Raw genomic sequence first — 25,697 nt, 5'->3', positions numbered from 1 at the left:
GCGCATGCTGCCTCAGGCAGAAGCGAGCGCCTGCGCAATCAGTTTGCGCGTGTTGGCAACACCGTAAAGCGCGATGAAGCTGCCCATCCGGGGCCCCTGAGACGAGCCCAGCAGCGTTTCATACAGTGCCCGGAACCAGTCACGCAGGCTTTCAAAGCCGAATTCCTCACTCTTGCCGATTTCGTAAACCGCGGTTTGCAGATCCTCCGCCGGGGTCTCTTCCGAGAAACCGGACAGCGCCGTATCCAGCGCTTTGAGCGCAGCGGCTTCGTTCGGTTCCGGCGAGCGCTTCACCATATTGGGCGCGACGAAATCACGATTATAGGCCAGCGCGCTTGCCACCAGAACATCCAGCTCAGGATGTGCTTCGGGGCTTGGATTATCGATATAATTGCCGAGATAGGACCAGACCTGATCACGGTCCGCCTCGGCGCCCAGCACGCCGACCAGATTAAGCAACAGACCGAAGGTCACCGGCAGGCTGTCGCCATCCCCGCCCTGATAGCCATTGAGGCGCAGCAAGTGCCAAACCGGATTGCCCAATTGCTTGTCCGCCTTCTGCGTCGGGATACGCTCACGGAACTGCCAATATTCATCCACCGTCTTGGGAATGATCCCGACATGCAATTGCTTGGCGCTTTTTGGTTCACGGAAGAGATAGAAAGACAGGCTCTCCTCCGTACCGTAGCGCAGCCATTCATCGATGGTGAGGCCATTGCCCTTCGACTTCGAAATCTTCTCTCCATTTTCATCGAGGAACAATTCGTAGATCAGGCCTTCGGGACGCTTTCCGCCCAGAATCTTCGCAATCTTGCCTGACTGCGTTCCGGAATCGGTCAGATCCTTCCCATACATTTCATAATCAACGCCCAGTGCGACCCAGCGCATGGCCCAGTCGACCTTCCATTGCAGTTTGGAATGGCCGCCCAATGCCGTTTGCTCGATCATCTCCCCGTCATCTTCGAAACGGATGATGCCCGCCTCGGCATCGACGACTTCGATCGGCACCTGCAACACCGCCCCGCTTTTCGGACTGATCGGAAGGACGGGAGAATAGGTCTTGCGGCGTTCCTCACGCAATGTCGGCAGCATCACATCCATAATCGCCTGATAATGGCGCAGGACATTCTTCAGCGCATCATCGAAGGCGCCGGAATTGTAACGGTCGGATGCGGCGATAAATTCATAGTCAAAGCCAAAGCGATCGAGAAAATCCCGCAACATCGCATTGTTATGGTGGGCAAAACTTTCGTACTTTTCGAAGGGATCGGGAATACGGCTCAGCGGCTTGCCAAGATTGGCCGCCAGCAATTCGTGATTGGGAATGTTGTCGGGCACCTTGCGCAGACCGTCCATATCATCGGAAAATGCAATCAGTTGCGTGGGCGCACCATTGGTCAGCACTTCATAGGCACGCCGCACCAATGTGGTGCGGAGCACTTCCTGAAATGTGCCGATATGCGGCAGCCCCGATGGACCATAGCCGGTTTCGAACAGGACGGGCAGCAGATTGCCCTCCCCATCGCGTTTCCCGTCGGGGTAGCGTTTGACGAGTTTCTGTGCCTCCAAAAATGGCCAGGTTTTTGAAGTATGGGCGGCGGTAATGATTTCTTCGTCAAACATAGGCATGGCTTTTGCTGAACCGACACATTTTCGCAAGAGCGAAGGCTGACCCAGCGGAACGAGTTGGCGGCCAAAACGCTATGCGGGGGCAAGCATCATGGGAGTTCACGTGAATTATATTGAGACACTGCGCAAAGAAGTAGAAGGCATGGCGCAAGGTTTTATCGCCACATTACCGAGCATAGCCGTGGCTCTGGTCGTCATTATCCTGACCTGGATCGCGGCCCGAATCGCCAGATCGATAGTCGACCGACTAACCGGAAGCACGCATATGCGCGAAGATCTTCGCCAATTGCTGAGAACTCTGGTCAAACTCGGTGTCTGGCTTGTTGGCCTGCTGATAGCGGCAACGATTGTGCTTCCCGGATTGTCCGCCGGCAGCCTGCTCGCCGGTCTGGGCGTTGGCGCAGTGGCAATCGGTTTTGCGTTTCAGGATATCTTCGAGAATTTCTTCGCCGGCGTCCTGATCATGCTGCGTGAAAAAATGCAGATCGGCGATATGGTGGAAGTGAACGGCACGCTGGGCAAGGTCGAAAAAATCACCCTGCGCGAAACACATATTCGCCATTATTCGAATGAGCTGACCATTCTGCCCAATTCAATGGTCTTCAAAAATCAGGTGAAGATCTACACCGATGCCCATGAACGTCGGAACGATGTCATGGTCGGCGTGTCCTACGATACCGATCTCGCCCAGGCGGAAAAAGTCATTCGGGATGCCGTGGAATCGGTTGGAGCTCTAGCAGCAGGCCGGAATGTCGATGTCTATGCGATGGAATTCGGCGCCAGCTCGGTGGATTTCCTGGTCCGGTGGTGGACCGATACTGCGCAGAACGACTATTACGGCGTCAAAAGCGAGGTCGTCCAGACGATCAAGAAGGCCCTGGACGAGGCCGAGATCGAGATCCCCTTCCCTTATGTCACTCACACATTCAAGGAAGCCCTGCCAATCACGAAGGCGGAAAACGACGCCGCTTAATGAACAAGTAATTGCCTAAAATTCCACGCATCCTATCCTCCTCCGCAAAAACAAGGGGAATAGGATGCGTTTTTCATTTCTGGCGATGCCAATGGCCGCATTGGCGCTCAGCAGCTGCGCGGCGACATATGACGACAATACTAATGCACCAGAATCCGGAACCGCGGCATTCGCAGCATCCGACAGCGGGAATTGCGCTGCCGTAACGCCTGCCATGCTCGGCGCCGAAGAAGCGCAGACACGCTGGGTGCCGGCGAGCGGCGATTTGCCATCTTTCTGTGAAGTTACAGCGCTTCTCAGCCCGGCAGAAGGCTCCCAAATCGGCGTCGTCTATCGGCTGCCAGAAAATTGGAATGGCAAGATATTGGGGCTCGGCGGCGGCGGCTGGGCCGGCAATCTCCAGCTCGGCAGCGCCAGTCAGGGTCTGTCGCGCGGCTATGCCACTGCGCAGACCGATGGCGGACATCCTGGCACCAATCCTTGGGATCTCAGCTGGATCAGTGACCCCGCAGCCATCACGGATTTTGCCTATCGCGCCATTCATACGATGAGCGTCTCCGGCAAATCCCTCGTCGACGCCTATTACGGAACCCCGCATCGACGCGCCTATTTTCAAGGCTGCTCCACGGGCGGGCGGATGGCCCTGATGGAGGCGCAACGTTTCCCGCAAGATTTCGATGGAATCATTTCAGGCGCGCCAGTCTATACCCTTCAGGTGCAATCCTCCGCCATTTTTCGGAACAATCTGTTTGCACGGCCCGGCGCAGCACTCAGCTCGGCTGATCTTGCACTTGCCCAAAATGCAGCGCTGACCGCATGTGATGCCAAGGATGGGCTCAAGGATGGCCTGATAAACGACCCCGCGCGATGTGACTGGAACCCGGCCAGTCTGATCTGCAAGGCAGGACAGAGTGAGAATTGCCTGCAACCGGCACAGGTCCAGTCCTTGCAGACCGCCTATGACGGCATCCGGGCCGATGATGGCAGCTGGGTGATGTTCCCGATGATGCGCGGCGGTGAAACGGGGTGGAGCGTTTTCAACGCCACCGATGGCAGCGGCATGGATGCAACGGGCGGTGGCGGCATGGTCAGCCTCGCCCCCCTGCTATTCGGCCATAAATTTGATTACACACAGATGACTGGAAAAGATGTGCTGCAAGCGCGCCGATCGGCCTTTGCCGAGGCATATGAAGCCGATGATCCCAATCTCTCAGGCTTTTTTAGCAAAGGCGGTAAATTGCTGCTCTGGCACGGCCAAAACGACCCCGGCCCCAGCCCGGTCGGCACGGCGGATTATTATCGTGCCGCCTTCCTGGCAAATCCCGAGGCTGGCCAGCAGATGCGCTATTTCGAGCTACCCGGGGTTGAACATTGTGCTGGCGGCCCCGGGCCTGACTCGGTCGATCTGCTCGCCGCGCTTGATCAATGGGTGGAAGACGGCAGTGCACCTGCGTTCCTGACCGCGACCAAAGCTGACGCGCCGCTCCGGCGGAAAATCTGTCCCTATCCCCTGGTCGCGCAATATAGTGGCGGCGAGACGAATGATCTCAACAACTGGAGCTGTTCCAAGTCGCCAGAATGAGCTGATTTCCAGAGCAGGGATGCGTTGGCGACGTTTACTTTTCGTTCCCGCTGACGCATCACCTGCGGCATGGCCGAAGCGCTTCCCCTTCCCGCCCTCCACGCAAGCCATGCGGGAACCTGGCTCCGCGATGCCAATGGCACGAGCCGCACCGTGGGTAAGGGCGAGGCGATCATGGCAGCGGCCGATACGCCGTTGCTGCTGCTCAACGCTCCGCTGGTGGCAACCCGTCTCGGCTATCCTGATCTGTCCGGCCTCGATCTGCTGGAGCTGTTTGCCTTTATTCATCCGGCGCGGTTTGTCGTGCCCACGCCGAAGGGGCTTGCCCATGCACTCGACCTGAACGAGCCGGAGGATGACCACGGCGTTCCGCTCTTGTTGCAACAGGCCGCAGCGCGCCTGCTGGAAACATGCGAAAGTGAAAGCTGGCAGGAACGCGAAGGTGCATGGTCATCCCTGCAATCGCTGACCCGAATGCGCTGGCCCTGGGCGAATATTATCACGCCCCATATTCACCGCCCCGAACGCGCAGAAAAATGGCTCTTTTCCGCGCTGCCCGAATGGGAAGAAAACCCCGAACGCCCCCAGCCAGCACAGGTTCTGATGGAGGAAAACGAGGTGCAGGCCCGGCTTGAACGGCTGACTGGTGAAGGCGCCGAAAAGCGCGAGGGGCAACAGCTTTATGCCCGCGAGGTCAGCGCCGCCTTTGCCCCGCGCCACACCAACCGCATCCCGCATATGCTGCTCGCTCAGGCAGGGACCGGCGTGGGCAAGACATTGGGTTATCTCGCCCCGGCATCCCTTTGGTCTGAACGATCTCAAGGCACTGTCTGGGTATCGACCTATACCAAGAATCTGCAGCGACAATTGCGCCGCGAAAGCGCCCGTGCATGGCCTGAGCGGCGTGAGGATGGCAGCCAGCCCGTCGTGGTGCGCAAGGGACGCGAGAATTATCTGTGCCTGCTCAATCTGGAAGATGCACTGCAGGGCGGGTTTGGCGGGCGCGCCGCTATCCTCGCGCAATTGGTTGCCCGCTGGGCCGCCTTCACCGCCGATGGGGACATGATTGGCGGGGATCTGCCCGGCTGGCTGGGGTCCCTGTTTCGCAAGCGCGGGATCACGTCGCTGACCGATCAGCGCGGGGAATGCGTCTATGCCGGCTGCCCGCATTACCGAAAGTGCTTCATCGAACGGGCTGGACGGGCGTCGGCCAATGCCGATCTGGTGATCGCCAATCACGCATTGGTGATGGTAAACGCCGCCCGCGGACGGGACCATGCACAGCGCCCCACCCGCATCATCTTCGACGAAGGGCATCACGTTTTCGAAGCGGCTGACAGCACATTCGCCGCCGCCCTGAGCGGACAGGAAACAATTGAACTGAAGCGCTGGATTCTCGGCCCTGAGCGCGGGTCACGCGGACGCAGGCGCGGTCTGTCCGCCCGGCTAGCGGATGTCGCATCCTATGATGAAGACGGCGCAAAGGCGATTGCCGCCGCTTGTGAAGCGGCCGAGGCTTTGCCCAGCGAAGGATGGTTACAGCGGCTCAATGAAAATGAACCATCGGGTCCGTTGGAAGAATTGCTCGCCGCAGTCCGCGCCACCACCTATGCACGCGATGAAAGCGGCGGGCAGGAAGCCGGATATGGCATCGAAACCGAAGCTACGCAGCTGGAAGGTAATTTCGTCGAGCTGGCCGGGCGCGCGCAATCCGCGCTCGCAGCCATTCGCGCCCCCTTGATGAAGCTGGGCGTCCGGCTGGAAGCCTTGATCGAGGATGGGCCCGACTGGCTGGATGGTCAAGGCCGCGCCCGCATAGAAGGGGCACGGCATTCGCTCAGCTGGCGCGTGGATACGCTATCCGCCTGGGAAGCCTTGCTGAACCGCATGGGCGGTGCCGCCGATCCTGAATTTGTCGATTGGCTGGCGGTTGACCGGTCGGAAGCCCGCGAATTCGATATCGGGATTCATCGCCATTTCCTCGACCCGATGAAGCCTTTCGCGAAGGTTGTCATCGAACCCGCGCATGGGGTGATGCTGACCAGCGCCACTCTGCGCGACGGGGAGGATTGGGACAGCGCCCTGCTCCGCTCCGGTGCGAACCATCTGGAAGGAGCACCGCGCCTTTCCGCTGCAGACAGCCCCTTTGATTATGCCAGCAATGCCGAAATTCTGGTCGTTACCGATATTAAAAAGGGCGACCTGGCGGGCCTTGCCGGAGCCTATGCCAGAATCATAGAAGCAAGCGGCGGAGGCGTCCTGGGCCTGTTTACCGCCATCCGCCGGTTGCGGGCCGTGCACGGGCGTATAGCCGACCGTCTCGCCCGCGACGGGCTGCCGCTTTATGCGCAGCATGTTGACCCGATCGACACCGGTACTCTGGTGGATATATTCCGTGATGATCCGCGCGCTTCTTTGCTCGGGACAGATGCCCTGCGCGACGGAGTGGATGTTCCAGGCCGGAGTCTGCGCTGCGTCGTGATGGAACAGGTACCCTGGCCAAAACCATCGATTCTCCACCGTGCCCGCCGCGCGGCCCATGGCGGTTCGGCCTATGATGACCGGATGATCCGCGCCCGTCTGGCCCAGGCCTTTGGCCGCTTAATTCGTGCGCGCGAGGATCGCGGTCATTTCGTCATGCTGTCTCCGGCCTTCCCGTCACGTCTGCTGACCGCCTTCCCTGCCGGCACCCCCGTCATGCGGCTTCCGCTTGAAGAAGCGCTGGACAGGATTAGGCTCGGCTTTTCTGATACAAGGGATGTGGCAGACACCGCCGAAGGGGATGAGACATCGAAATTCCAAGCATGAAATTGCTGGGGCTTTTCCGGCACGCGAAGTCCGATTGGGACGACCTGTCTCTGCGCGACTTCGATCGTGGACTGAATGATCGCGGGCGGAAGGGCGCTGCCCTGATGGGCGATCATATTCGTCAGCATGGCATCAAGTGGGATCACGTCATTGCCAGCCCTGCCCAACGGGTTAAAAATACCCTGGAGGCAGCCGGGCTGGACCGGCATGTCTCGTGGCAGAAATCTGCTTATCTCGCTGCTCCGGCAACGCTTATGGAATTGCTGCAGGCAGCCCCCGAGACCGCCCGCACTGTTCTGCTCGCGGCACATAATCCCGGACTACAGGATCTGATCAATGAATTGCAGGCGCCGGATGCAGAGAACGATCTGTCAGCCATTGCCGCACAGAAATATCCTACGGCATCCTTTGCTGTGCTGGAGCTGAGCATCGAAAACTGGCGCAGCCTGACCGATCATTGTGGCAGACTGGTCCATCTGGCCCGTCCGCGCGATCTCGATCCGGAGTTGGGCCCGACCGAGTTCAGTTAAATCTGCTGGAATTCAGCAGGCTTGAAGCGCTGCTTCGATCCGTTGGCGCAAATGCTTCAAATCATCGAGCGAAACACTGTTCGCTGATGCGCCGGAAACATCTCTCTCGCCGGAATGGGTGCGATTATCAAGCGCTTGCCTGGCACCCTTCAGGGTAAAGCCCTGCTGATTGACCATACGGTCAATTTCAGAAACCAGCGTGACATCTTCCGGCCGGTAATAACGCCGGTTTCCGCCACGCTTTAAAGGTTTCAAGGCAGGGAATTGCTCTTCCCAATAGCGCAGAACATGCGGCTTGATATTGAGCGCGCGGGCTACTTCGCCGATGGTTCGCAAGGCATTGCTGTCTTTGCCATCGTTAAATTCGATCATCTCGCGCTCATCACCTATGTCGCTCAGGAATTGGCGATTTTGTCTTTGAGTTTCTGGCTGGCGCGGAACGTCATCACCCGGCGAGGAGTGATCGGCACTTCAACACCCGTTTTCGGGTTGCGGCCGATGCGTTCATTTTTGTCACGCAGAACAAAGCTGCCAAATCCGGAAATCTTGACGTTTTCGCCTTCCGCAAGCGCACCACACATTTTGGCGAGAATATTTTCAACCATCTCAAGGCTTTCCGCGCGGGAAAGGCCCATTTTGCGATTGATTGTCTCGGCGAGGTCGGCGCGCGTCAGAGTGCCAACAGATCGCATCGTGTGCATGATCAAAACTTTCACTAATTCTAGGGGCGACCCTCGAACTGACTAGCGATTTTAATCGAAAACGCAATGTTTTAACACGCGTTCAACCCGTTTCAGGCACGGATAAGGCTAGCCGCCCATGTAAAGCCGCCGCCCATAGCTTCCAGCATCACCAGATCACCGGGCTGAATGCGCCCATCGCGCATCGCCACATCATAGGCCAGCGGCACGGACGCCGCCGATGTGTTGGCATGCTGGTCAACCGTGATCACCACTTTTTCTTCCGGCAGGCTGAGCTTCTTGGCCGTCGCATCCAGAATGCGGCGGTTCGCCTGATGCGGCACCACCCAATCAATATCGGATGCGGTATAACCGGCCATGTCCAGAACTTCGTTCAAGACCGATGCCAGATTGACCACGGCATGACGGAACACTTCGCGCCCCTTCATCCGCAATTTGCCAACCGTGCCAGTCGTGGATGGGCCGCCATCAACATACAGCAATTCATTATAGGCGCCGTCAGCATGCAGCTTGCTCGCGAGAACGCCTGGGCCGTCCTCCGCAACATCTTCCGCCTGAAGCACCAGAGCGCCGGCACCATCGCCAAACAACACGCAGGTGCCGCGATCTTCCCAATCCAGCAGCCGGCTGAATGTTTCAGCGCCAATCACCAGTGCAACCTTGGCCATACCGCTGCGGATCATCGAATCCGCCGTTGCCACTGCATAGAGGAAGCCCGAGCACACGGCCTGAACATCAAATGCGGCACAGCCATTGCAGCCCAGCGCGTGCTGAATGACGGTAGCGGTAGCCGGAAAGGTCTGATCAGGCGTGGCGGTCGCAACAATGATCAGATCGACCGATTTCGCATCAATACCCGCCATTTCCAGTGCCGCACGTGCAGCGCCTGTGCCAAGGCTGGACGTCGTTTCATCATCAGCGGCAATGCGGCGCTGCGTAATGCCCGTGCGTTCGCGGATCCATTCGTCACTGGTATCGACGCTTTGCGCCAGTTCCTCGTTAGTGACGATCCGCTGCGGCAAAGCAGAGCCTGAGCCTTTGACGACAGAACGAATCATTAAATGGCTTCCTGAGACGCGGATTGCTTCGGCGCAGCTTCGGTGGCCACCTCGCTGAGATCGGCGGAAATGCGCTCAATCAAGTTTTCTTCGAGCAGCCGTGCTGTCACAGCCACTGCATTGGCAACACCCAGCGCCGTCGCACCGCCATGCGATTTCACGACCACGCCATTGAGCCCGATGAATACCGCGCCATTATGATTATTGGGGTCAAGATGATGTCGCAGCAGGTCCGTCGCCGGACGGGAAATGAGGAAGCCGATCTTGGATCGCAGGGAGCTCATGAAGCTGCGCTTCAGCAGATCACCGACAAATCGTGCGGCACCTTCCATGGCCTTCAGGGCAATATTGCCGGAAAATCCATCGGTCACCACGACATCCACATCACCGCGACTGATCTTGTCGGCTTCAACAAAGCCCTCAAAAGTCATTGCCAGATTTGTGGATTCACGCAGTTTTGCAGCTGCATCCTGCAGGGCGTCAGTGCCCTTGGTCGCCTCAGTGCCAATATTGAGCAACCGCACACGCGGCTTCTCTGCCCCGGTCACAATGCGTGAATAGGCAGCACCCATAATGGCGAATTGAACCAGATTACGTGCATCGCAATCGGTATTGGCACCCAGATCAAGCATAACCAGATCATGCTCGCCAAGCGTTGGCATCAGCGCGGCCAGCGCCGGCCGATCAATTCCCGGCATGGTGCGCAAGGCAAGCTTGCTCATCGCCATCAGAGCGCCGGTATTCCCGCCGCTGACAGCTGCACCGGCAGCGCCGCGTTTTACCGCGTCGATAGCCAGCCCCATACTGGTGGTCTTCGCCCGACGTAATGCCTGGGTTGGGCGTTCATCACCCCCAACAACATCATCACAATGAAGGATTTCGGATGCTTCGCGCAAATTCGGATGAGCTTCCAGCGCCCGCTCTATGCGGTGCTGGTCACCCACCAAAAGGAATTTGAACTGATCATGATCACGCCGCGCAAGCGCAGCGCCGGAGATCATGACGCGCACGCCTTCATCCCCGCCCATCGCATCGATGGCGATACGCGGAAGACTCATGCGCTAATCCTCAATCCAACCGCAGCTTAGAGGCCGACGGAGACGATTTCGCGTCCATTGTAATGCCCGCAATGCGGACACAGATTGTGGGGGCGCTTCAGCTCGCCACAATTGGAGCATTCGTGGAATGCTTCCACTTTCAGTGAGTCATGCGACCGGCGGTTGCCCCGGCGATGCGGTGATACTTTTCTTTTAGGGACAGCCATTGAGGCACCTGTTCCTTGAAATTAGGTTGTTTGACAGCCGATCTAGGACAAGGAGGACATCCGCGCAAGCGCGGCTGCACCCATCCTCAGCCATGCGGTGAAGGCGCGCCGTATAACGGATTCTCAGCCAGTTGCAAGCGACGTGGGTATTCTGTTCGTAATCTGTCTGCGTCTGCAGAACTTCAAACTGTGTAGCATGACTTATCCTGCGGCCATAGCGGCATCACTGACGAACATATTATGCTCCCGCTCCCGCCCGAAAGTGCTGGGCCGTCCATGGCCCGGCACAAAGGTCACACCATCGCCCAGCGGCCATAATTTCTGCGTGATGGAATCAAGCAGATCCTGATGATTCCCCATCGGAAAATCGGTTCGGCCGATAGATCCTTCAAAGATTACATCGCCCACAAAGGCGAATTGCGTATCCCGGTGGAAGAAAACGATATGGCCGGGCGTGTGGCCGGGACAATGGATAACTTCCAGCTCCACTTGCCCGACAGTCACCCTGTCACCATCCTGCAGCCAGCGATCGGGTTCAAAGACTTCTCCCTGAATGCCGTAATCGCGGCCATCATCGCCCAAACGGCTGATCCAGAAGCGATCCTCTTCATGCGGCCCCTCAATCGGGACTTCCAGCTCACGCGCCAGGATTCCGGCCTGCCCACAATGGTCGATATGGCCATGCGTGATCAGAATTTTTTCCAGAGTGACATCAGCTTTCGCCAAAGCATCGCGAATCTTCGGCAAATCGCCGCCCGGATCGACCAGTGCGGCACGGCGCGTCTTGCTGCACCAGATCAGCGAGCAATTCTGCTGCAAGGGCGTGACCGGCACAATGGCCGCACGCAGCGGAGCTTCATTCGTTTGAGACATGAGCGGCAATGTGAACCAGTGCTGCGCGCCGGGCAACCGTTCTAGATACGGCTATCTAGATGCGGCCGGCCTTCCAGACCACCCGCCCGATGACATCCACATCCCCTATGGGCAGATCCATGGGCGGATAGGCCTCATTCTCGCTGATAAGCCGCACATAGCCCGGCTGCCCGGTCTGTAGCCGCTTCACATGCAGCGCCTCCCCCAGACGCACCACATGCACGCCGTCACGCACCGCACGGGGGGTTCGATCCACCAGAATTTCATCTCCATCGCGCAGCAAGGGCTCCATACTGTCCCCATTGACCGAAATCGCCGATAATTGCGCGGGATCGAGGCCCTGCTGCCGCAACCAGCGACCAGAAAAGCGAAAGGCATCGAACGGAATTTCCGCTGACCCAAGCGAACCGGGACCCGCGGATGCATCAAGCGGCAGGCGCGGAACATCGACCCACTGCCTGAGTTTTCCATCCCCCGGAGTATAGGATTTTTCCTCAGGCGCACCGAGTTCGCTTTCGGATACCCCAAAGAAATCGGCGAGCACCTTGCGGTCGCGCTCCTCCAGCTTACGCGGACTTCCCTTGCGGATATATTGCTGAAGATAGCTCGAATTGCGGCCTATCATCTGTGACAGAGACGCCAAAGACACGCCCCCGCCAGAGGCCAGGCTCATGAGCCGCGTACGCGCCGCAGAAGATGCTTCTTGTGGGTCCGACATATTTTTCTTCTAGCATAGGATTTTTCCTAGACAAGTAGGATTTGCTTCGCGACGAATCATGTCAACGAATCGCTGTCTGGGAGTTGGGGAAACATGCTGATCCGGAAAATCGAAGTATTTTTACGGCACACGGAGATGAAGCCGACCAGGTTCGGGCGGCTGGCAACCAAGGACCCACGATTCGTGCTCGATTTACGCAACGGTCGGGAGCCCCGCCCTGATACAGAGAAAAAAGTGGAACATTTCATGAACAAATATCGCGAGAACACCCATGCGTATTGATTCGCTTATTCCGCGCACACCACATCGCACCCGGCGCACTCTGGGCGAAAGATTACGGCTGACCTTGCAGGATCTGTCCGATGGACATGCCGAATTTCTGTCGCTGAAGGAGCAAGGATGGGCCAGCATCACCTTCACCGGGTCGCGCCATACTATCAGCATGCGCTTTCGCGGAGAGGCCGCCATTGCCGCTGGTGAGACCCTGATCGCCGCCCTGCCCGATCATGAATTCACTCTGCCGGGGCAATTGGTGGCGGATGCCGCAGTGGTCGCGGTTGATCACACTTTACTGCCAGAGCCATGCCTGTGTGTGGAGGCTGAATTGTTGCTGCTGGAAGACAATTGAGCCGTATCGCGGACCCTTTGAGACGCCGCCGGATTAATATCCGCGCTGCGGATCGTAACGCGCCACCAAATCATCGCCCGCACAAAAACGGTGCGCATTGTCACAGAAACGCTGTGCCGCACGGTCAAACATGCTGTTTTGCGAAAGCGCGGACAGATGCATGCTGATATGGGCATTTTCGAGCGACCACAGCGGGTGATCCTCCGGCAGGGGCTCCGGGCTGGTAACGTCCAGAAAAGCCCCGCCAATGCGCTTCTCGGTCAAGGCATCGACCAGAGCCGCCTGATCCACAACATCACCGCGCGCGATATTGACCAGCACGGCTTCGCTGCCCATGGCGCGCAATTCCTTGTCCCCGATCATACCAGCGGTTTCGGGCGTGGATGGAACAGCCGCGATAACCCAGTCAAATTCACTCAGCCGTGCCTGCCATTCATCCGGCCCCAGGGCGCCCGATGCAGCAGAGCGCCGCACCGGCACGCATTCCACGCCGAACCCGCCCAGCATACGTTCTAACGCCTTGCCAATGGCACCATAGCCCAGCAGCAAGGCGCGGCTGCCGGAAAGTTCCCGTGTGCCGGCAGCGTAGTGCAGCCATTCATGCCGGTCCTGTGCCTGCACGATTTGGCGATAGCCCTTCGCAATGTTGAGCATACCCATCACCGCGAATTCGGCCACCGCAAAACTGCTGATCCCTGCGCCATTGGTGATGATCAGCCCATCTCGTCGCAGCAAATCCTCCGGTATGAAGTCCAGCCCGGCAATCGCGGTGTTGAGCCATTTCAAATCGCGTGCCAGCCGGATGGCCGCGATCATCGGTTGTTTGTCCTGTTGATCAAACCATCCAATATCCGCACGCGGCGCAAGATCGACCATCTGCTCTGGCGTGTCATACCATAGCGGCTCGATCGCTTCAGGCAGATTGCCCTCAATCTGCGAACGGCAAATTGCAGGCAAAACCGCGTTCAGAACTGATTTTTCCGCACACATTACGCGGGCGACGCCGCCGCATTGTCTTCCAATGCCCATTCCCAGCCGAGCGGATCGCCATCCATGACCTCCACGCGCTTAGCCGCCAATTCGTCCCGAATCGCATCGGAAGCGGCAAAATCCTTCTGCAATCGAGCCTCTTTTCGGCGCGCCAGAGCATCTTCGATTTCCGCTTCATCGATTGCGGCACTTGCCGGCCTGAGGCGTAAATCCTTGCGGGTCAGCGTCAGCACATTCAGACCGAGCACCGCATCCATCCGTGCAATCACGGCGCGCTTCGCCTCTGGCGGCACTTTCTTCACCGCCAGCGCTTCCTCCATCGCGGTGAGCGCAATCGGCGTGTTGAGGTCATCTGCCATCGCCTGATCAAATTTGTCGATCAAGGGCTGGAACTTGGGGTGGATCTCGCCGCCCTCCCCGGCATCAGCAATGCGCTCCGCCGCCATGAGAATACGCTTGAGACGGGTAAAAGCTGCATTCAGCCCATTCCAGCTGAATTCCAGCTCGCTGCGATAATGAGCCTGCAGGCACATCATGCGATAGGCGAGCGGGTGAAAGCCTTTCTCGATCAGCAAAGGCAAGCGCAGAAACTCACCCGCGCTTTTGGACATTTTGCCGGAGCGGTCGATCAGGAAATTATTGTGCATCCAGATCCGTGCGCCTGAATTCGCGGCATCACTCAGTGCTCCGCAGCCGCAAAAAGCCTGATTCTGGGCGATTTCATTCGGATGGTGAATTTCGCGGTGATCGATGCCGCCCGTATGAATATCGAAGGGGAAGCCCAGCAATTTGCCCGACATGACGGAGCATTCAAGATGCCAGCCGGGGGCGCCTTTACCCCAGGGGGAATCCCATTCCATCTGGCGCTTCTCTCCAGACGGCGTTTTGCGCCAGATGGCAAAATCGGCCGCATGCCGCTTGCCTTCGACCGCCTCGATCCGGCCTTCGCCCTCTTCCTCATTCTGTGCGCGGGCCAGACGGCCATAATCCTCGACCGTGGAGACGTCGAAATACAGGCCGCTCTCAATTTCGTAGCAATGCTTTTCAGCAATTGCAGACGCAAATGCGATCATCTGGTCAATATAATCGGTGGCAATCGACCATTCCGCCGGCTCGCGGATATTCAGCGCCTTGATGTCCGCCCAATAGGCCTGCGTGTAATGGCGCGCGATGTCCCAGATGGATTGCGCCTTTTGCGCGGCCATCTTTTCCATCTTGTCCTCGCCGGCATCGGCATCATCAGTAAGATGGCCCACATCGGTGATATTGATGACATGAGTCAGCTTATATCCCGCAGCGCTCAGCGTACGCCCCAGAACATCCGCGAAGACATAGGCGCGCATATTGCCGATATGCGGATAATTGTAGACGGTCGGCCCGCAGCTATACACCCGCGCTTCACCGGGATGGACGGGCTGAAACGGTTCCAGCTGGCGGGTCAACGAATTGAAGAGCGTTATAGATGCGTCGGTCATGCCTGCGGCCTTGGCCCGAAGGCGAGGCACTGGTCAAGCGGGCGGCGCATGGATTTCATACGCAAAGTCTATCCGGTGGCGGCTTCCGCCATCATCAACAGGCCGACACCGGCGACAATCGCCGCAAATCCCAGCAGCTGACGGCTGCTGAGCCAGCGCCCAGATACAAAGCGTGAGACAAGTGCCACCACCGGCATTTCAATCAGCGCCAGAGTGCGGACATTGGCCGCCTGAGTCAGGGAAAAGGCGATGAACCACCCCGCCGATGCCAGTGCGCCCAGCGCTCCGGCGGGCACGCTCAACCGCCATTGGCGCAGAGACCCGATCAGCCCGGCAGAATCGCGGAACGCAAACCAGCTGAGCAGCATTGCCGACTGAATGCCCAGCGTCATGACCAGCATGGTCAGGCTGCGCAGCACAAAACCGCCCTCCGGCAAAGCACCAATGGAGGCGCGGAAGGAAATCGCGGAAAGGCCGAACAAAGCACCACTGGCAACGCCGACAGCAAGCGGTTTCCATTCCGCAAGCTGCGCCGCGCCGTCTCCTTTGCGCAGAGAGGCGAGAACCACGCCGACGGTAACGATGCAGATCGCCACCACGCTGAGCGCGGGAAGGTGGTCACCGATCAGTACCCACCCCATGATCGCAACGCTGACCGGTTCGGTTTTGATATAGGCATAGGCGACGCCGAAATCGCGTTTCTGCATGACGACCAGCATCAGAAATGTCGCCGCGATCTGCACCGCCGATCCCAGCAAGGCCCAAAGCATCGCGTCGCCGGACAGCGAAGGCAGCGTCTGCCCGGTGGTCAGGCACAGGACGCCCAGAAACACCGCCGCAAAGGGAAGGCCGAAAATGAACCGCACCTGCGTTCCGCCCAGCGTGCCGATCCGTCCGGCAAGGCGTGACTGGAAAGCATTGCGAAAGACCTGAGCACAGGCCGCCATGAGGGTGAAAGGAACCCAGATCAGTGCTGCATCTGCCATCGAAACTTCCCTCGGCATAGGCGGAGACTATCCGGCAATGACGCGCAGCTTGCGCGGCGAATGCCGGTATGCCTAGAAAAAGCAGAGCTGGAAGACAGCGAACAGCGTGTTTTTCTTGGCGCGGCTGAGAAATATCTGCGCCGCTGCGCTGCGCGCCTATTCGGCTTCGAACAATTCGGCCAGCTGTTCCACCATGGTGCCGCCCAATTGCTCGACATCCATGATGGTGACGGCGCGTTTGTAATAACGCGTCACATCATGACCGATGCCGATCGCAACCAGCTGGACCGGGCTCTGATTCTCGATCCAGTCGATCACTTTGCGCAAATGGGTTTCCAGATAGCCGCCGCTATTCACGCTGAGCGTGGAATCATCCACAGGCGCGCCATCCGATATGACCATCAATATCCGGCGGTCTTCCTGCCGGGCGAGCATCCGCTCATGCGCCCACAGCAAAGCCTCGCCGTCGATATTTTCCTTCAGCAGACCTTCGCGCATCATGAGGCCGAGATTCTTGCGCGCCCGGCGCATCGGCTCATCGGCTTTTTTATAGATGATATGGCGCAGATCATTCAGCCGGCCCGGGTCGCCGGGTTTGCCGCTATTGAGCCATTTTTCACGGCTCTGGCCGCCCTTCCAGGCGCGTGTTGTAAAGCCGAGAATTTCGACCTTCACGCCGCAGCGTTCCAGCGTGCGCGCCATGATATCCGCACTGATGGCAGCGATGGAAATCGGCCGGCCGCGCATGGAACCGGAATTGTCGATCAGCAAAGTGACGACAGTATCCTTGAATTCCTGTTCCCGTTCGACCTTGTAAGACAGAGAATGCCCGGGCGACACCACGATCCGTGCCAGCCGTGCAGCATCGATCAGGCCTTCTTCCTGATCAAAATCCCAACTGCGGTTCTGCTGCGCCATCAGGCGCCGCTGCAGCCGGTTGGCCAGCCGGGTGACGATGCCCTGCAATCCGGTCAGCTGGCTGTCGAGATAGGCCCGCAGCCGGTCAAGCTCATCCAGATCGCAGAGGTCCTGTGCCTCGACAATTTCGTCAAACTCCTCGGTGAAGACCTTGTAATCGAAATGTTCGGGGTCCTGCGTCCATGGGCGATTGGGGCGGACCGGCATCATGCCTTCCTCACCCTCATCACCCACGTCGCCTTCACTCATCTGTTCGTCGCCAGCGGCCTCGTCGTCATTTTCGCCGTCATCCTGGCCTTCACCGCTTTCGCCGGCGACTTCCTGAGATTGCTGATCTTCGCCTGATTCCGGCTGGTCCTCTGGTGATGGCTGCTCATCATCACCTTCCGGTTCCTCGCCCGCATCCTCAGGATCGGCTTCATCCGCATCCTCAGGCTGAACCAGATCAAGATGGCGCAACAGGTTGAGCGACAGCGCCTGAAAGGACTTCTGATCATCCAGCGAATGGGCCAGCTGTTCAAAATCATCACCTGCCCGGCTTTCGACATATTCGCGCACCAGATCGACCCCGGCACGGGCATTCTCTGGAACAGGCTGCCCGGTCAGCGATTCACGCAGCATCAACGACAAAGCCGTGTGCATCGGCACATCTTCAGCGCTTTGCGCGCTGACGATAGGATCATTGGCCAGCCGCTGATCAATCGCACTGGCGATATTGCCGCGAATGCCGGCAAAACCCGTCTCACCAATTGCCTCATACCGCGCCTGTTCGATCGCATCGTAACAGGCACGCGCATCTGGCTCTGCGGGCATGTTGCGACGATGAAGCGCATCATTGTGATGCCGCAGCCGCAAGGCAAAACTGTCCGCATGGCCGCGCGCCTGCTGCGCTTCTTCGGGGGGAAGATTGCGCGCGGGCATAGGCACGCGCGCGTTCTTACCCTGAAGCTGGGCGTTGTCGGGACTCCACGCGACTTCCACCTCCGCATCGCGCGCCAATGCACGCGATGCGCCGGTCAGTGCTTGCTTGAAACGATCGAGAGGTGTTTCTTCGGACAAATCAGTAATCTGCTGCTGCGGCTTATTTCAGGATGGTCTGGCCGGTTTTGGCCCAATCCGCCATGAAGCCTTCAATGCCCTTATCGGTCAGCACATGATTGGCCAGTGCCTTGATAACCTTGGGCGGCATGGTTGCCACATCGGCGCCGATGCGCGCGCTTTCCAGCACATGCGTGGCGTGACGGACAGAGGCGACCAGAATTTCGGTGTCGAACAGATAGTTGTCATAAATCAGGCGAATGTCGCGGATCAGATCCATGCCATCCGTGCCATTATCATCATGCCGTCCAACGAAGGGCGAAACGAAAGTCGCGCCGGCCTTCGCCGCCAGCAGTGCCTGATTGGCAGAGAAGCACAGCGTCACATTGACCATCGTACCTTCTGACGTCAGCGCTTTACATGTCTTCAACCCGTCAATCGTCAGCGGAACCTTGATGCAGACATTGTCGGCGATTTTCCGCAGAACTTCGGCTTCCTTCATCATCGTCTCGTGATCGAGCGCGACGACTTCGGCGGAAACCGGGCCACCGGTCAGGCCGCAGATTTCCTTGGTCACTTCCATGAAATCCCGTCCCGACTTGGCAATCAGCGAAGGATTCGTGGTCACGCCATCAAGCAGGCCGGTTTCGGCGAGTTCTTTAATGTCGGCAGTGTCGGCGGTGTCGGCGAAGAATTTCATGTTGGCTCCGGCTGGGAAAATTGAGTCTGTTGCCGGTGCTATAGGTGCCGAGAGCGAATAGGGCCACCCCCGGCAGGCGCAAGTCTTGCACGCTTATTCCGTACCGACAGTTCTATTCACCTCAGCGCCCCTGCACCGCCCAGCACACTGATCAGCATCGGATCTCTGCTGGAGGCTGGATCGGCCCTGATAGCGGCCTCTTCAGCCCCGATCTGCTGCCAGATCACGTCATCCACTTCCCCGGCGAAACTGCGTGCGACCTGCGCAACATTCACCCCGGTCAGGGCCGACAAGGCCTGCCCCACCAGCGGATCATCCGCCACGCGCAAGGCCTCTGCCACATCGGGCACGATAGCTTCGACCAGACTGCCGGCCATTTCCCCGCGGAGATAGGATGTCGCGGCCGAAGGCTGACCATTGATCAGCGCCACGGCATTGGCAATGCCGATGGTCCGCACCGCTTCGGTCACCACGGGCGCTGCGCGATAGGATGCATCCACCGCAATATCGGCAAAGGCGGATTCCAGCCGGGATTTGAACAGGGCCGAGGTCAGGATACCACCAAGAATATCGCCCCGTGCGCCGAGAAAGCCATTGAGGTCGAGCTGGCTTACCGCCTGATCCCAGTAACCGTCGGGCGCGGTCAGGCGCGTAAAGGCTCTTTCGCTCGACAGCAGCATCAAGCGGCGCACAGCTTCGGTCAGGCTGAAACCGCCAAAGCTCTGGCAGGCTGGCAGGCTCAGCACACCTGCAGCCAGAATGCCGCCGCCCAGCATGCGACCGAGGAATCGGCGGCGCGCTGTGCCGACATATGGCGCTGACACCGTTCGCTCTGAAATATCATGTGCTGCAGGCATATTGTTTTCTCCCAATCGGCCCGCATAATCGCCACATATTATCGCGTTTGCAGACGGTGCTTGCGGGGCAGCACCATTGCCGCCCATATAGCCACTTCTCATGAACCGCGTCCGAATTGTCATTTTCAATGCCGCACTCGGCCCGCTCGACTACCGCGTCCCCCAGGGAATGCAGGTCGAACCGGGCTCGGTAGTGGTTGCCCCGCTCGGCCCCCGGCAAATTACCGGGATTGTCTGGGAAGCCGAACGGCTGCCTGCGGCTGAGGTTCCGGATGCCAAATTGCGCCCGCTGATCGGTGTTCTGCCGGTGGCCCCGCTCAAGGCACAATTGCGCCGCCTGGTGGAATGGACCGCCGATTATTACTGCGCGCCGCTCGCATCGGTTGCGCGTATGGTGCTGGCCAGTGGCGGCGCGCTGAAAGGTCCGGCGACCATGACCGAATATCGCCTGACCGATCACGAGCCGGACCGGATGACACCGCAGCGTCTGCGCGCGATGGACGCGCTGCAGGGTGAACAGGCCACCATCCGCGAACTGTCCGAACTCGCCGGGGTAAGTGACGGCGTGCTGCGCGGGCTGGTCTCGCAAGGCGTGCTGGAACCGGTGGAGGTGGATTGCGACCGCCCCTATCCCAGAGCGCAGCCGGATTTCGCCGTTCCCGATCTCAATGATAGTCAGCAACATGCCGCAGATCGCTTTATCGAAGCGATGCAAAAAGGTGGGTTTGCACCATTCCTACTGGATGGTGTCACCGGCTCGGGCAAAACCGAGGTTTATTTTGAAGCCATTTCCGAAGCGCTCGCCAAAGATCGGCAAGTGCTGGTCCTGCTGCCGGAAATCGCCCTGACCGAGGCGTTCCTGCGCCGGTTTGAAAACCGCTTCGGCAGTTCGCCGGTGGTCTGGCACAGTTCCCTGAAAAGCACCGAACGCCGCCGCGCATGGCGAGCCATCGCCACACCGCCCGCCAAGGGCGGCGCACAAGTGGTGGTCGGGGCACGATCGGCGCTGTTCCTCCCCTATGCGAATCTGGGCCTGATTGTGGTGGATGAGGCGCATGAAGTGTCCTTCAAACAGGATGAAGGCGTGCGTTATAATGCCCGCGATGTGGCGGTAATGCGCGCTCGGTTTGAAGAAATCCCCGCCATTCTGGCCAGCGCAACGCCCGCGCTGGAAAGCCTCCAAATGGCCGAAAGCGGCATTTACGAAAAGATCGAGCTGGCCAGCCGTTTTGGCGGCGCGACAATGCCGGAAATTTCCACGCTCGACCTGCGCGAAACACCGCCTGAACGCGGCCGTTGGCTGGCACCGCCGCTGGTGAAGGAAATGGAAGCGCGGCTCGAACGCTCCGAACAATCGCTGCTGTTTCTCAACCGCCGTGGCTATGCGCCGCTCACCCTGTGCCGCCATTGCGGTTACCGCTTTCAATGCCCCAATTGCAGCGCCTGGCTGGTCGAACATCGCCTGTCCAGTCGCCTCGCCTGCCACCATTGCGGATATGAAACGCAGCCCCCCGCCACGTGTCCCGAATGCGGCACGGAAGATTGTCTGGTCGCCTGCGGTCCGGGGGTGGAGCGGATTGCCGATGAAGTCCGCGAGATCATGCCGCAAGCACGCGTCGCGCTGGTCACGTCCGACACGCTGAATTCCCCCGAAAAAGCGGCGGAATTCGTGCAGCTGGCAGAAGAACGGCTGGTGGATGTGATTGTCGGCACGCAATTGGTAACCAAGGGCTTCCACTTCCCGGAACTCACTCTGGTCGGCGTCGTCGATGCTGATCTTGGTCTTGAGGGAGGCGATCTGCGCGCGGCGGAGCGAACCTATCAGCAGGTCGCGCAGGTTGCCGGGCGTGCGGGCCGCGGCTCGAAACCCGGCGAAGTTCTGATCCAGACCCGCCACCCGGAAGCGGCCGTGATCGCTGCGCTGGCAGCAGGCGATCGCGATGCCTTTTATGATGCCGAAACGGAAGCGAGGCGCCATGCCGGTGCGCCGCCTTTTGGCCGCTGGGCCGCGATCATCGTATCCTCCGAAGATGAGGCCGAGGCGCGCAATGCTGCACGCGCCATCGGCGGAACCGCGCCGCATCTACCCGATGTCGCCGTCCTGGGCCCTGCTCCGGCCCCCATGTCGCTGCTGCGCGGAAGATATCGTTACCGCCTGCTGATCAATGCCCGGCGCAGCGCACAGGTGCAAAATGTGATCCGCGAATGGCTCGGCGCGCTTGATTTTCCACGCAGCGTGCGCGTCAGTATCGACATTGATCCTTATAGTTTCGTCTAGGCCGTAAACTCATAAACAGCACCATCGAGGTTTGAGGCAAAATGGCTCAGCGCAAGGAAAGAAGACGTGGGAATATGTCGATATTTCCAGGCTTCTTGACGTTGCGATGGGCCATTTTGACCAAATCGCTTTGCGACGCCCAAATGGCTTCCCTCCCGAACCAAATCGCCCTTGGAAAGGCAAACAGCCTTCCCGGCGGGCGCTTTGCCCCGATATGTTCGCCATTTGGGCGCCTCGACGGTGCTGTTTATGAGTTTACGGCCTAATTCGGGCACTTGAGCGCGGCCCGATCGTTAGGTTGCCATGAACGGGCCGGAAATCATCCCCATTCTTGGCGATCAGCTGACGCGTACTCTTCCATCGCTGCGCGGCCGAACCAAGGATGGTTCCGTCATATTGATGATGGAGGTGTGGGACGAAACCACATATGTGAAGCATCACAAGCAGAAGATTGCCCTGATCCTTTCTGCCATGCGCCATTTCGCGCGTGAGCTGGAAAATGACGGCTGGCAGGTCGATTACATCCGGCTGGACGATCCCGACAACACCGGCAGCTTCACCGCAGAAGTGAAACGCGCTGCGCAGCGTCATCAACCATCCGCACTCCATGTGACCGAAGCAAGTGAATGGCGCGTACAACAGATGATCGACGCCTGGGGCGATGATCTGGATTGCCCGGTCCATATTCACGAAGATGACCGATTCATCGCCTCCAAGCAGGACTTCCGGGATTGGGCAGATGGCCGAACATCGCTGCGGATGGAGTATTTCTACCGCGATATGCGCCGCAAAACCGGCATTTTGCTGGATGATGAAGGCGGCCCCGAAGGCGGCGAATGGAATTACGACAAGGAAAATCGCGCAAAGCCGGACAGCGACCTGTCGCCCGAATGGCGCGAGGGGTTTGAACCTGACGAACTGACCAGAGACGTGATAAATCTGGTGGCAGAGCGTTTCGCCGACCATTTTGGCTCACTTGAAAGATTTCGCTGGGCGGTGACGCGCAATCAGGCCGAACAGGCGGCCGAACCCTTTTTCACCGACTACCTTGCCGATTTCGGCAATTATCAGGATGCCATGCTGCACGGGCAGGATCAGCTCTATCATTCACTGCTCTCCCCGGAGATCAATCTGGGATTGCTGGACTCGCTGGCGCTCTGCCGCCGGGCGGAGGAGGAATATCACGCCGGCAATTCACCGCTCAATGCGGTGGAGGGTTTCATCAGGCAGATTCTTGGGTGGCGTGAATATGTTCGCGGATTTTACTGGCTGCAGATGCCGGAGTTGCAAACTTCCAATGCTCTGAACGCACAGCGTGCTTTGCCGGAATTCTACTGGACCGGCCAAACCAGCATGCGCTGCCTCGCCGATTGCATCCGCTCCACCTTTGAAAATGCCCACGCCCATCATATTCAGCGCCTGATGATCCTCGGGAATTTCGCGCTGTTGATCGGCGTCAGCCCGCCCGCAGTCCAAGATTGGTATCTGGCGGTTTACGCCGATGCATATGAATGGGTCGAACTGCCCAATGTTTCGGCAATGGTCCTGTTTGCCGATGGCGGAGCACTAGCTTCCAAACCCTATGCCGCCAGCGCCAATTACATCAATAAAATGTCTGATTATTGCGGGTCCTGCACCTATTCGCCGCATCAGAAAACCGGCGACAAAGCCTGCCCGTTCAATTCGCTCTATTGGCATTTCATGCATCGCCATCGCGAGGCACTTGAAAGCAATCAGCGCATCGGGCGCGTCTATTCCAATTGGGACCGAATGGATGCGCCTAGGCGCCAAGAATATCTCGAAACCGCAAACCAATTTCTAGCCACGCTGAAACCGGCAAGCGCCGGTTGGGCGCGTGCATCCTGAAGGGACTATAGCAACCATGCTGACCGTGTATCATCTGAGAATGTCCCAATCCGAACGCATCGTTTGGCTGTGTGAAGAACTGGGCCTTGATTACGAACTGAAACTCTATGATCGGCGAGCCGATAACCGGCTGGCACCTGACAGCTATAAACAGCTTCACCCGATGGGAATTGCTCCCGTAATCGAAGACAATGGCCAGATGCTGGGCGAAAGCGGCGCCATCGTGGAATATATCGATGCCATCCATGGCGGCGGAAAATTATCGCTCGATTCTGACCATCCCGATTTCGCCGATCATCTGTTCTGGCTGCATTTCTCCAACGGCACGATGATGGCAACGGCGATAGCCGGACTGGTCCTTCAAGGCGGAGAGGGCGAAAATCCCAGAGCGGACTTCATCGCCGACCGGATGAAAAAGTGCAGCCATCTGATCGAACACCGCTTGGGCGAAGCAGAGTTCTTTGGCGGCAGTCAATTGACCACTGCGGACATTATGATGGTGTTCTGCCTCACGACCGGGCGTCATTTCAGCGGGCAGTCACTGGATAATATGCCCGATACGCGCGCCTATCTGCAGCGTATCGGCGCGCGCGCCGCCTACCGCAAAGCCATGGAAAAAGCAGAGCCGGGGCTGGAACCCAATTTGACCTGAGCAAATCTTGGGGTGGGTTCACAGGTTTAAGCGAAGTCACGCCCCCGTTCCTGCCCGCTCAACCATCGTCCTGAGCTGAATTTTCACGCCGCAGCAATTCGCGCTTTATCTCCTCACCAAAGGCATAGCCGCCAATCGATCCATCAGCGCGAATAACGCGGTGACAGGGTATCAGCACGGCGATACGGTTTGCGCCATTGGCAGACCCCGCTGCTCGCGATGCGCCCGGCTTGTCACTGGCGGCGGCAAGTTGACCATAGCTGCGGGTTTCACCGGGTGGGATCTTGCACAGTTCCGCCCAGATCCGCTCCTGAAAAACGGTGCCCTGCACGTCCAGCGGAATATCATGCGACCGGCCCGGATTCTCCACCGCCGCAACCACGCGCTGGAACAAATCCGCAAAATCTGCATCGCCTTCAACAATCGTCGCCTTGGGAAACAGACGGGTCAGATCCTCGGGCGGCGTATTGAACGCGACCCGGCATACACCCTTTTCGCTGGCCGCGATAAGCACGGGGCCGAGCGTTGTGGGAGCCTCAACCCATCTGATCGTCATCCCCTCCCCACCCTTGCGCCATATAGAAGGTGTCATCCCTAATCTCCCGTCCATATTCTCGTAGAAGCGCGACGGCGATTCGAACCCCGCCGCATAGATTGCATCGCTCACACTTTTGCCGTTCCTCAATTCCGCGCGCGCTCTTTCAACTCGCAGCGCACGCGCATAGGCCGCAGGGGACAGGCCGATGCTGGTCTTGAATATCTTCTGCAAATGCGAAGGCGAATAGCCGGTTCGCTCGGCCAGCTGATCCAGCGGCATCGCGGTCTCTGCATCACGCAGCCAGCTGATGACATCCATCACCGCCTTCCTGTCGCGTGCGAAGTCATCCGGGCGGCAGCGTTTGCACGGTCTGTAGCCTGCCTGCCGCGCGGCTTCCGCGCTTGAATAAAACCGGGTGTTTTCAGGCTTTGGCCGACGTGCAGGGCAGGATGGACGACAATATATATGTGTCGTGCGCACCGCGACCACGAAGCGCCCGTCCCAGCTGCGGTCGCGCTGCCGGAACGCCTCGGCCATTTGGCTTTCGCTGATAGGGTTATCTTGCGCAGTCATGGCTCTATAGTAAGGGCGGGCAGAAATAATTGCCTCCCGTTTCTTGCACTTAAAGCCGCAGA

Annotated in this window: 23 protein-coding genes; 8 read left to right on the top strand and 15 right to left on the bottom strand. The window is 58.7% G+C overall.

The genetic code is table 11. The features are described from left to right. Positions 1 to 12 precede the first annotated feature (12 nt). Positions 13 to 1,623: a lysine--tRNA ligase gene (locus GRI91_RS00710; protein WP_160734732.1), complete on the bottom strand. Its 1,611-nt coding sequence runs from the start codon at positions 1,621 to 1,623 to the stop codon at positions 13 to 15. A 109-nt stretch (positions 1,624 to 1,732) separates the two neighbouring features. Here GRI91_RS00710 and GRI91_RS00705 point away from each other — a divergent pair, with 109 nt between their 5' ends. The 4 genes from GRI91_RS00705 (at position 1,733) to GRI91_RS00690 (ending at position 7,522) form a co-directional block, all read left to right on the top strand. Further along, on the top strand, positions 1,733 to 2,602 hold the full coding sequence (locus tag GRI91_RS00705; RefSeq protein ID WP_160734731.1) for a mechanosensitive ion channel domain-containing protein: 870 nt from the start codon (positions 1,733 to 1,735) through the stop codon (positions 2,600 to 2,602). Between the two features lie 64 nt (positions 2,603 to 2,666). Continuing rightward, positions 2,667 to 4,184, top strand: coding sequence for a tannase/feruloyl esterase family alpha/beta hydrolase (locus GRI91_RS00700; RefSeq protein ID WP_160734730.1), 1,518 nt, complete (start codon positions 2,667 to 2,669; stop codon positions 4,182 to 4,184). 69 nt (positions 4,185 to 4,253) lie between these two features. Then, positions 4,254 to 6,992, top strand: a complete 2,739-nt coding sequence (locus tag GRI91_RS00695) for an ATP-dependent DNA helicase (protein ID WP_160734729.1) — start codon at positions 4,254 to 4,256, stop codon at positions 6,990 to 6,992. Next, positions 6,989 to 7,522: a SixA phosphatase family protein gene (locus GRI91_RS00690; RefSeq protein WP_160734728.1), complete on the top strand. Its 534-nt coding sequence runs from the start codon at positions 6,989 to 6,991 to the stop codon at positions 7,520 to 7,522. Before GRI91_RS00695 ends, GRI91_RS00690 begins: the two co-directional genes overlap by 4 nt. A 12-nt stretch (positions 7,523 to 7,534) precedes the next feature. Here the strand turns inward: GRI91_RS00690 and GRI91_RS00685 are convergent, their stop codons facing one another. The 7 genes from GRI91_RS00685 to GRI91_RS00655 all read right to left on the bottom strand — a co-directional run bounded on the left by GRI91_RS00685 (position 7,535) and on the right by GRI91_RS00655 (position 12,136). Then, complete coding sequence (locus GRI91_RS00685; RefSeq protein ID WP_160734727.1) at positions 7,535 to 7,894, bottom strand: MerR family transcriptional regulator; 360 nt, start codon at positions 7,892 to 7,894, stop codon at positions 7,535 to 7,537. A 23-nt stretch (positions 7,895 to 7,917) separates the two neighbouring features. Beyond that, positions 7,918 to 8,214 carry an integration host factor subunit alpha gene (locus GRI91_RS00680; protein WP_160735307.1) on the bottom strand — a complete coding sequence of 99 codons (297 nt, stop codon included), beginning with the start codon at positions 8,212 to 8,214 and terminating at the stop codon, positions 7,918 to 7,920. A 101-nt stretch (positions 8,215 to 8,315) separates the two neighbouring features. After that, the gene (locus tag GRI91_RS00675) at positions 8,316 to 9,281 is read right to left on the bottom strand and encodes a beta-ketoacyl-ACP synthase III (protein ID WP_160734726.1); all 966 of its coding nucleotides are present in this window, start codon (positions 9,279 to 9,281) and stop codon (positions 8,316 to 8,318) included. Then, the gene (plsX, locus tag GRI91_RS00670; RefSeq protein WP_160734725.1) at positions 9,281 to 10,339 is read right to left on the bottom strand and encodes a phosphate acyltransferase PlsX; all 1,059 of its coding nucleotides are present in this window, start codon (positions 10,337 to 10,339) and stop codon (positions 9,281 to 9,283) included. Before plsX ends, GRI91_RS00675 begins: the two co-directional genes overlap by 1 nt. Before the next feature lie 26 nt (positions 10,340 to 10,365). Continuing rightward, on the bottom strand, positions 10,366 to 10,545 hold the full coding sequence (gene rpmF / locus GRI91_RS00665) for a 50S ribosomal protein L32 (RefSeq protein ID WP_160734724.1): 180 nt from the start codon (positions 10,543 to 10,545) through the stop codon (positions 10,366 to 10,368). Between the two features lie 201 nt (positions 10,546 to 10,746). Then, on the bottom strand, positions 10,747 to 11,418 hold the full coding sequence (locus GRI91_RS00660; protein WP_272917825.1) for an MBL fold metallo-hydrolase: 672 nt from the start codon (positions 11,416 to 11,418) through the stop codon (positions 10,747 to 10,749). 55 nt (positions 11,419 to 11,473) lie between these two features. Beyond that, a complete protein-coding gene (locus GRI91_RS00655; protein WP_160734723.1) occupies positions 11,474 to 12,136 on the bottom strand; it encodes a S24 family peptidase in 663 nt (220 codons plus the stop codon). A 271-nt stretch (positions 12,137 to 12,407) separates the two neighbouring features. On the opposite strand from GRI91_RS00655, the gene GRI91_RS00650 reads away from it, so the two are divergent. Then, complete coding sequence (locus GRI91_RS00650; RefSeq protein WP_237437574.1) at positions 12,408 to 12,764, top strand: hypothetical protein; 357 nt, start codon at positions 12,408 to 12,410, stop codon at positions 12,762 to 12,764. Between the two features lie 33 nt (positions 12,765 to 12,797). Here the strand turns inward: GRI91_RS00650 and GRI91_RS00645 are convergent, their stop codons facing one another. From GRI91_RS00645 to GRI91_RS00620, 6 genes are all read right to left on the bottom strand, one after another. Beyond that, positions 12,798 to 13,754 (bottom strand): D-2-hydroxyacid dehydrogenase, encoded by a 957-nt coding sequence (locus tag GRI91_RS00645; protein ID WP_160734722.1) that lies wholly within the window; start codon positions 13,752 to 13,754, stop codon positions 12,798 to 12,800. Then, positions 13,754 to 15,229, bottom strand: a complete 1,476-nt coding sequence (gene cysS, locus GRI91_RS00640; RefSeq protein ID WP_160734721.1) for a cysteine--tRNA ligase — start codon at positions 15,227 to 15,229, stop codon at positions 13,754 to 13,756. The genes GRI91_RS00645 and cysS overlap by 1 nt, the downstream gene beginning before the upstream one ends. Before the next feature lie 68 nt (positions 15,230 to 15,297). Continuing rightward, positions 15,298 to 16,215, bottom strand: coding sequence for a DMT family transporter (locus GRI91_RS00635; RefSeq protein ID WP_160734720.1), 918 nt, complete (start codon positions 16,213 to 16,215; stop codon positions 15,298 to 15,300). A gap of 156 nt (positions 16,216 to 16,371) precedes the next feature. Next, positions 16,372 to 18,192 (bottom strand): cobaltochelatase subunit CobT, encoded by a 1,821-nt coding sequence (cobT, locus tag GRI91_RS00630; RefSeq protein ID WP_160734719.1) that lies wholly within the window; start codon positions 18,190 to 18,192, stop codon positions 16,372 to 16,374. A 22-nt stretch (positions 18,193 to 18,214) separates the two neighbouring features. Next, the gene (gene fsa / locus GRI91_RS00625; RefSeq protein ID WP_160734718.1) at positions 18,215 to 18,871 is read right to left on the bottom strand and encodes a fructose-6-phosphate aldolase; all 657 of its coding nucleotides are present in this window, start codon (positions 18,869 to 18,871) and stop codon (positions 18,215 to 18,217) included. 116 nt (positions 18,872 to 18,987) lie between these two features. Continuing rightward, positions 18,988 to 19,728 (bottom strand): DUF4197 domain-containing protein, encoded by a 741-nt coding sequence (locus GRI91_RS00620; RefSeq protein ID WP_160734717.1) that lies wholly within the window; start codon positions 19,726 to 19,728, stop codon positions 18,988 to 18,990. Between the two features lie 100 nt (positions 19,729 to 19,828). On the opposite strand from GRI91_RS00620, the gene GRI91_RS00615 reads away from it, so the two are divergent. The 3 genes from GRI91_RS00615 to GRI91_RS00605 all read left to right on the top strand — a co-directional run bounded on the left by GRI91_RS00615 (position 19,829) and on the right by GRI91_RS00605 (position 24,524). Beyond that, positions 19,829 to 22,006 (top strand): primosomal protein N', encoded by a 2,178-nt coding sequence (locus tag GRI91_RS00615; RefSeq protein ID WP_160734716.1) that lies wholly within the window; start codon positions 19,829 to 19,831, stop codon positions 22,004 to 22,006. Between the two features lie 303 nt (positions 22,007 to 22,309). Further along, positions 22,310 to 23,872 (top strand): cryptochrome/photolyase family protein, encoded by a 1,563-nt coding sequence (locus GRI91_RS00610; protein ID WP_160734715.1) that lies wholly within the window; start codon positions 22,310 to 22,312, stop codon positions 23,870 to 23,872. A gap of 16 nt (positions 23,873 to 23,888) precedes the next feature. Beyond that, positions 23,889 to 24,524, top strand: a complete 636-nt coding sequence (locus tag GRI91_RS00605; RefSeq protein ID WP_160734714.1) for a glutathione S-transferase family protein — start codon at positions 23,889 to 23,891, stop codon at positions 24,522 to 24,524. Between the two features lie 58 nt (positions 24,525 to 24,582). Here GRI91_RS00605 and GRI91_RS00600 read toward each other — a convergent pair whose 3' ends face one another. Then, complete coding sequence (locus GRI91_RS00600; protein ID WP_160734713.1) at positions 24,583 to 25,635, bottom strand: bifunctional transcriptional activator/DNA repair enzyme AdaA; 1,053 nt, start codon at positions 25,633 to 25,635, stop codon at positions 24,583 to 24,585. Between the last annotated feature and the right edge of the window lie 62 nt (positions 25,636 to 25,697).

The organism is Altericroceibacterium endophyticum, from assembly GCF_009827595.1.
GTDB lineage: Bacteria > Pseudomonadota > Alphaproteobacteria > Sphingomonadales > Sphingomonadaceae > Altericroceibacterium > Altericroceibacterium endophyticum.
Note: the sequence above shows the minus strand (reverse complement) of the source record. Positions and strands in the feature narration are given on the sequence as shown.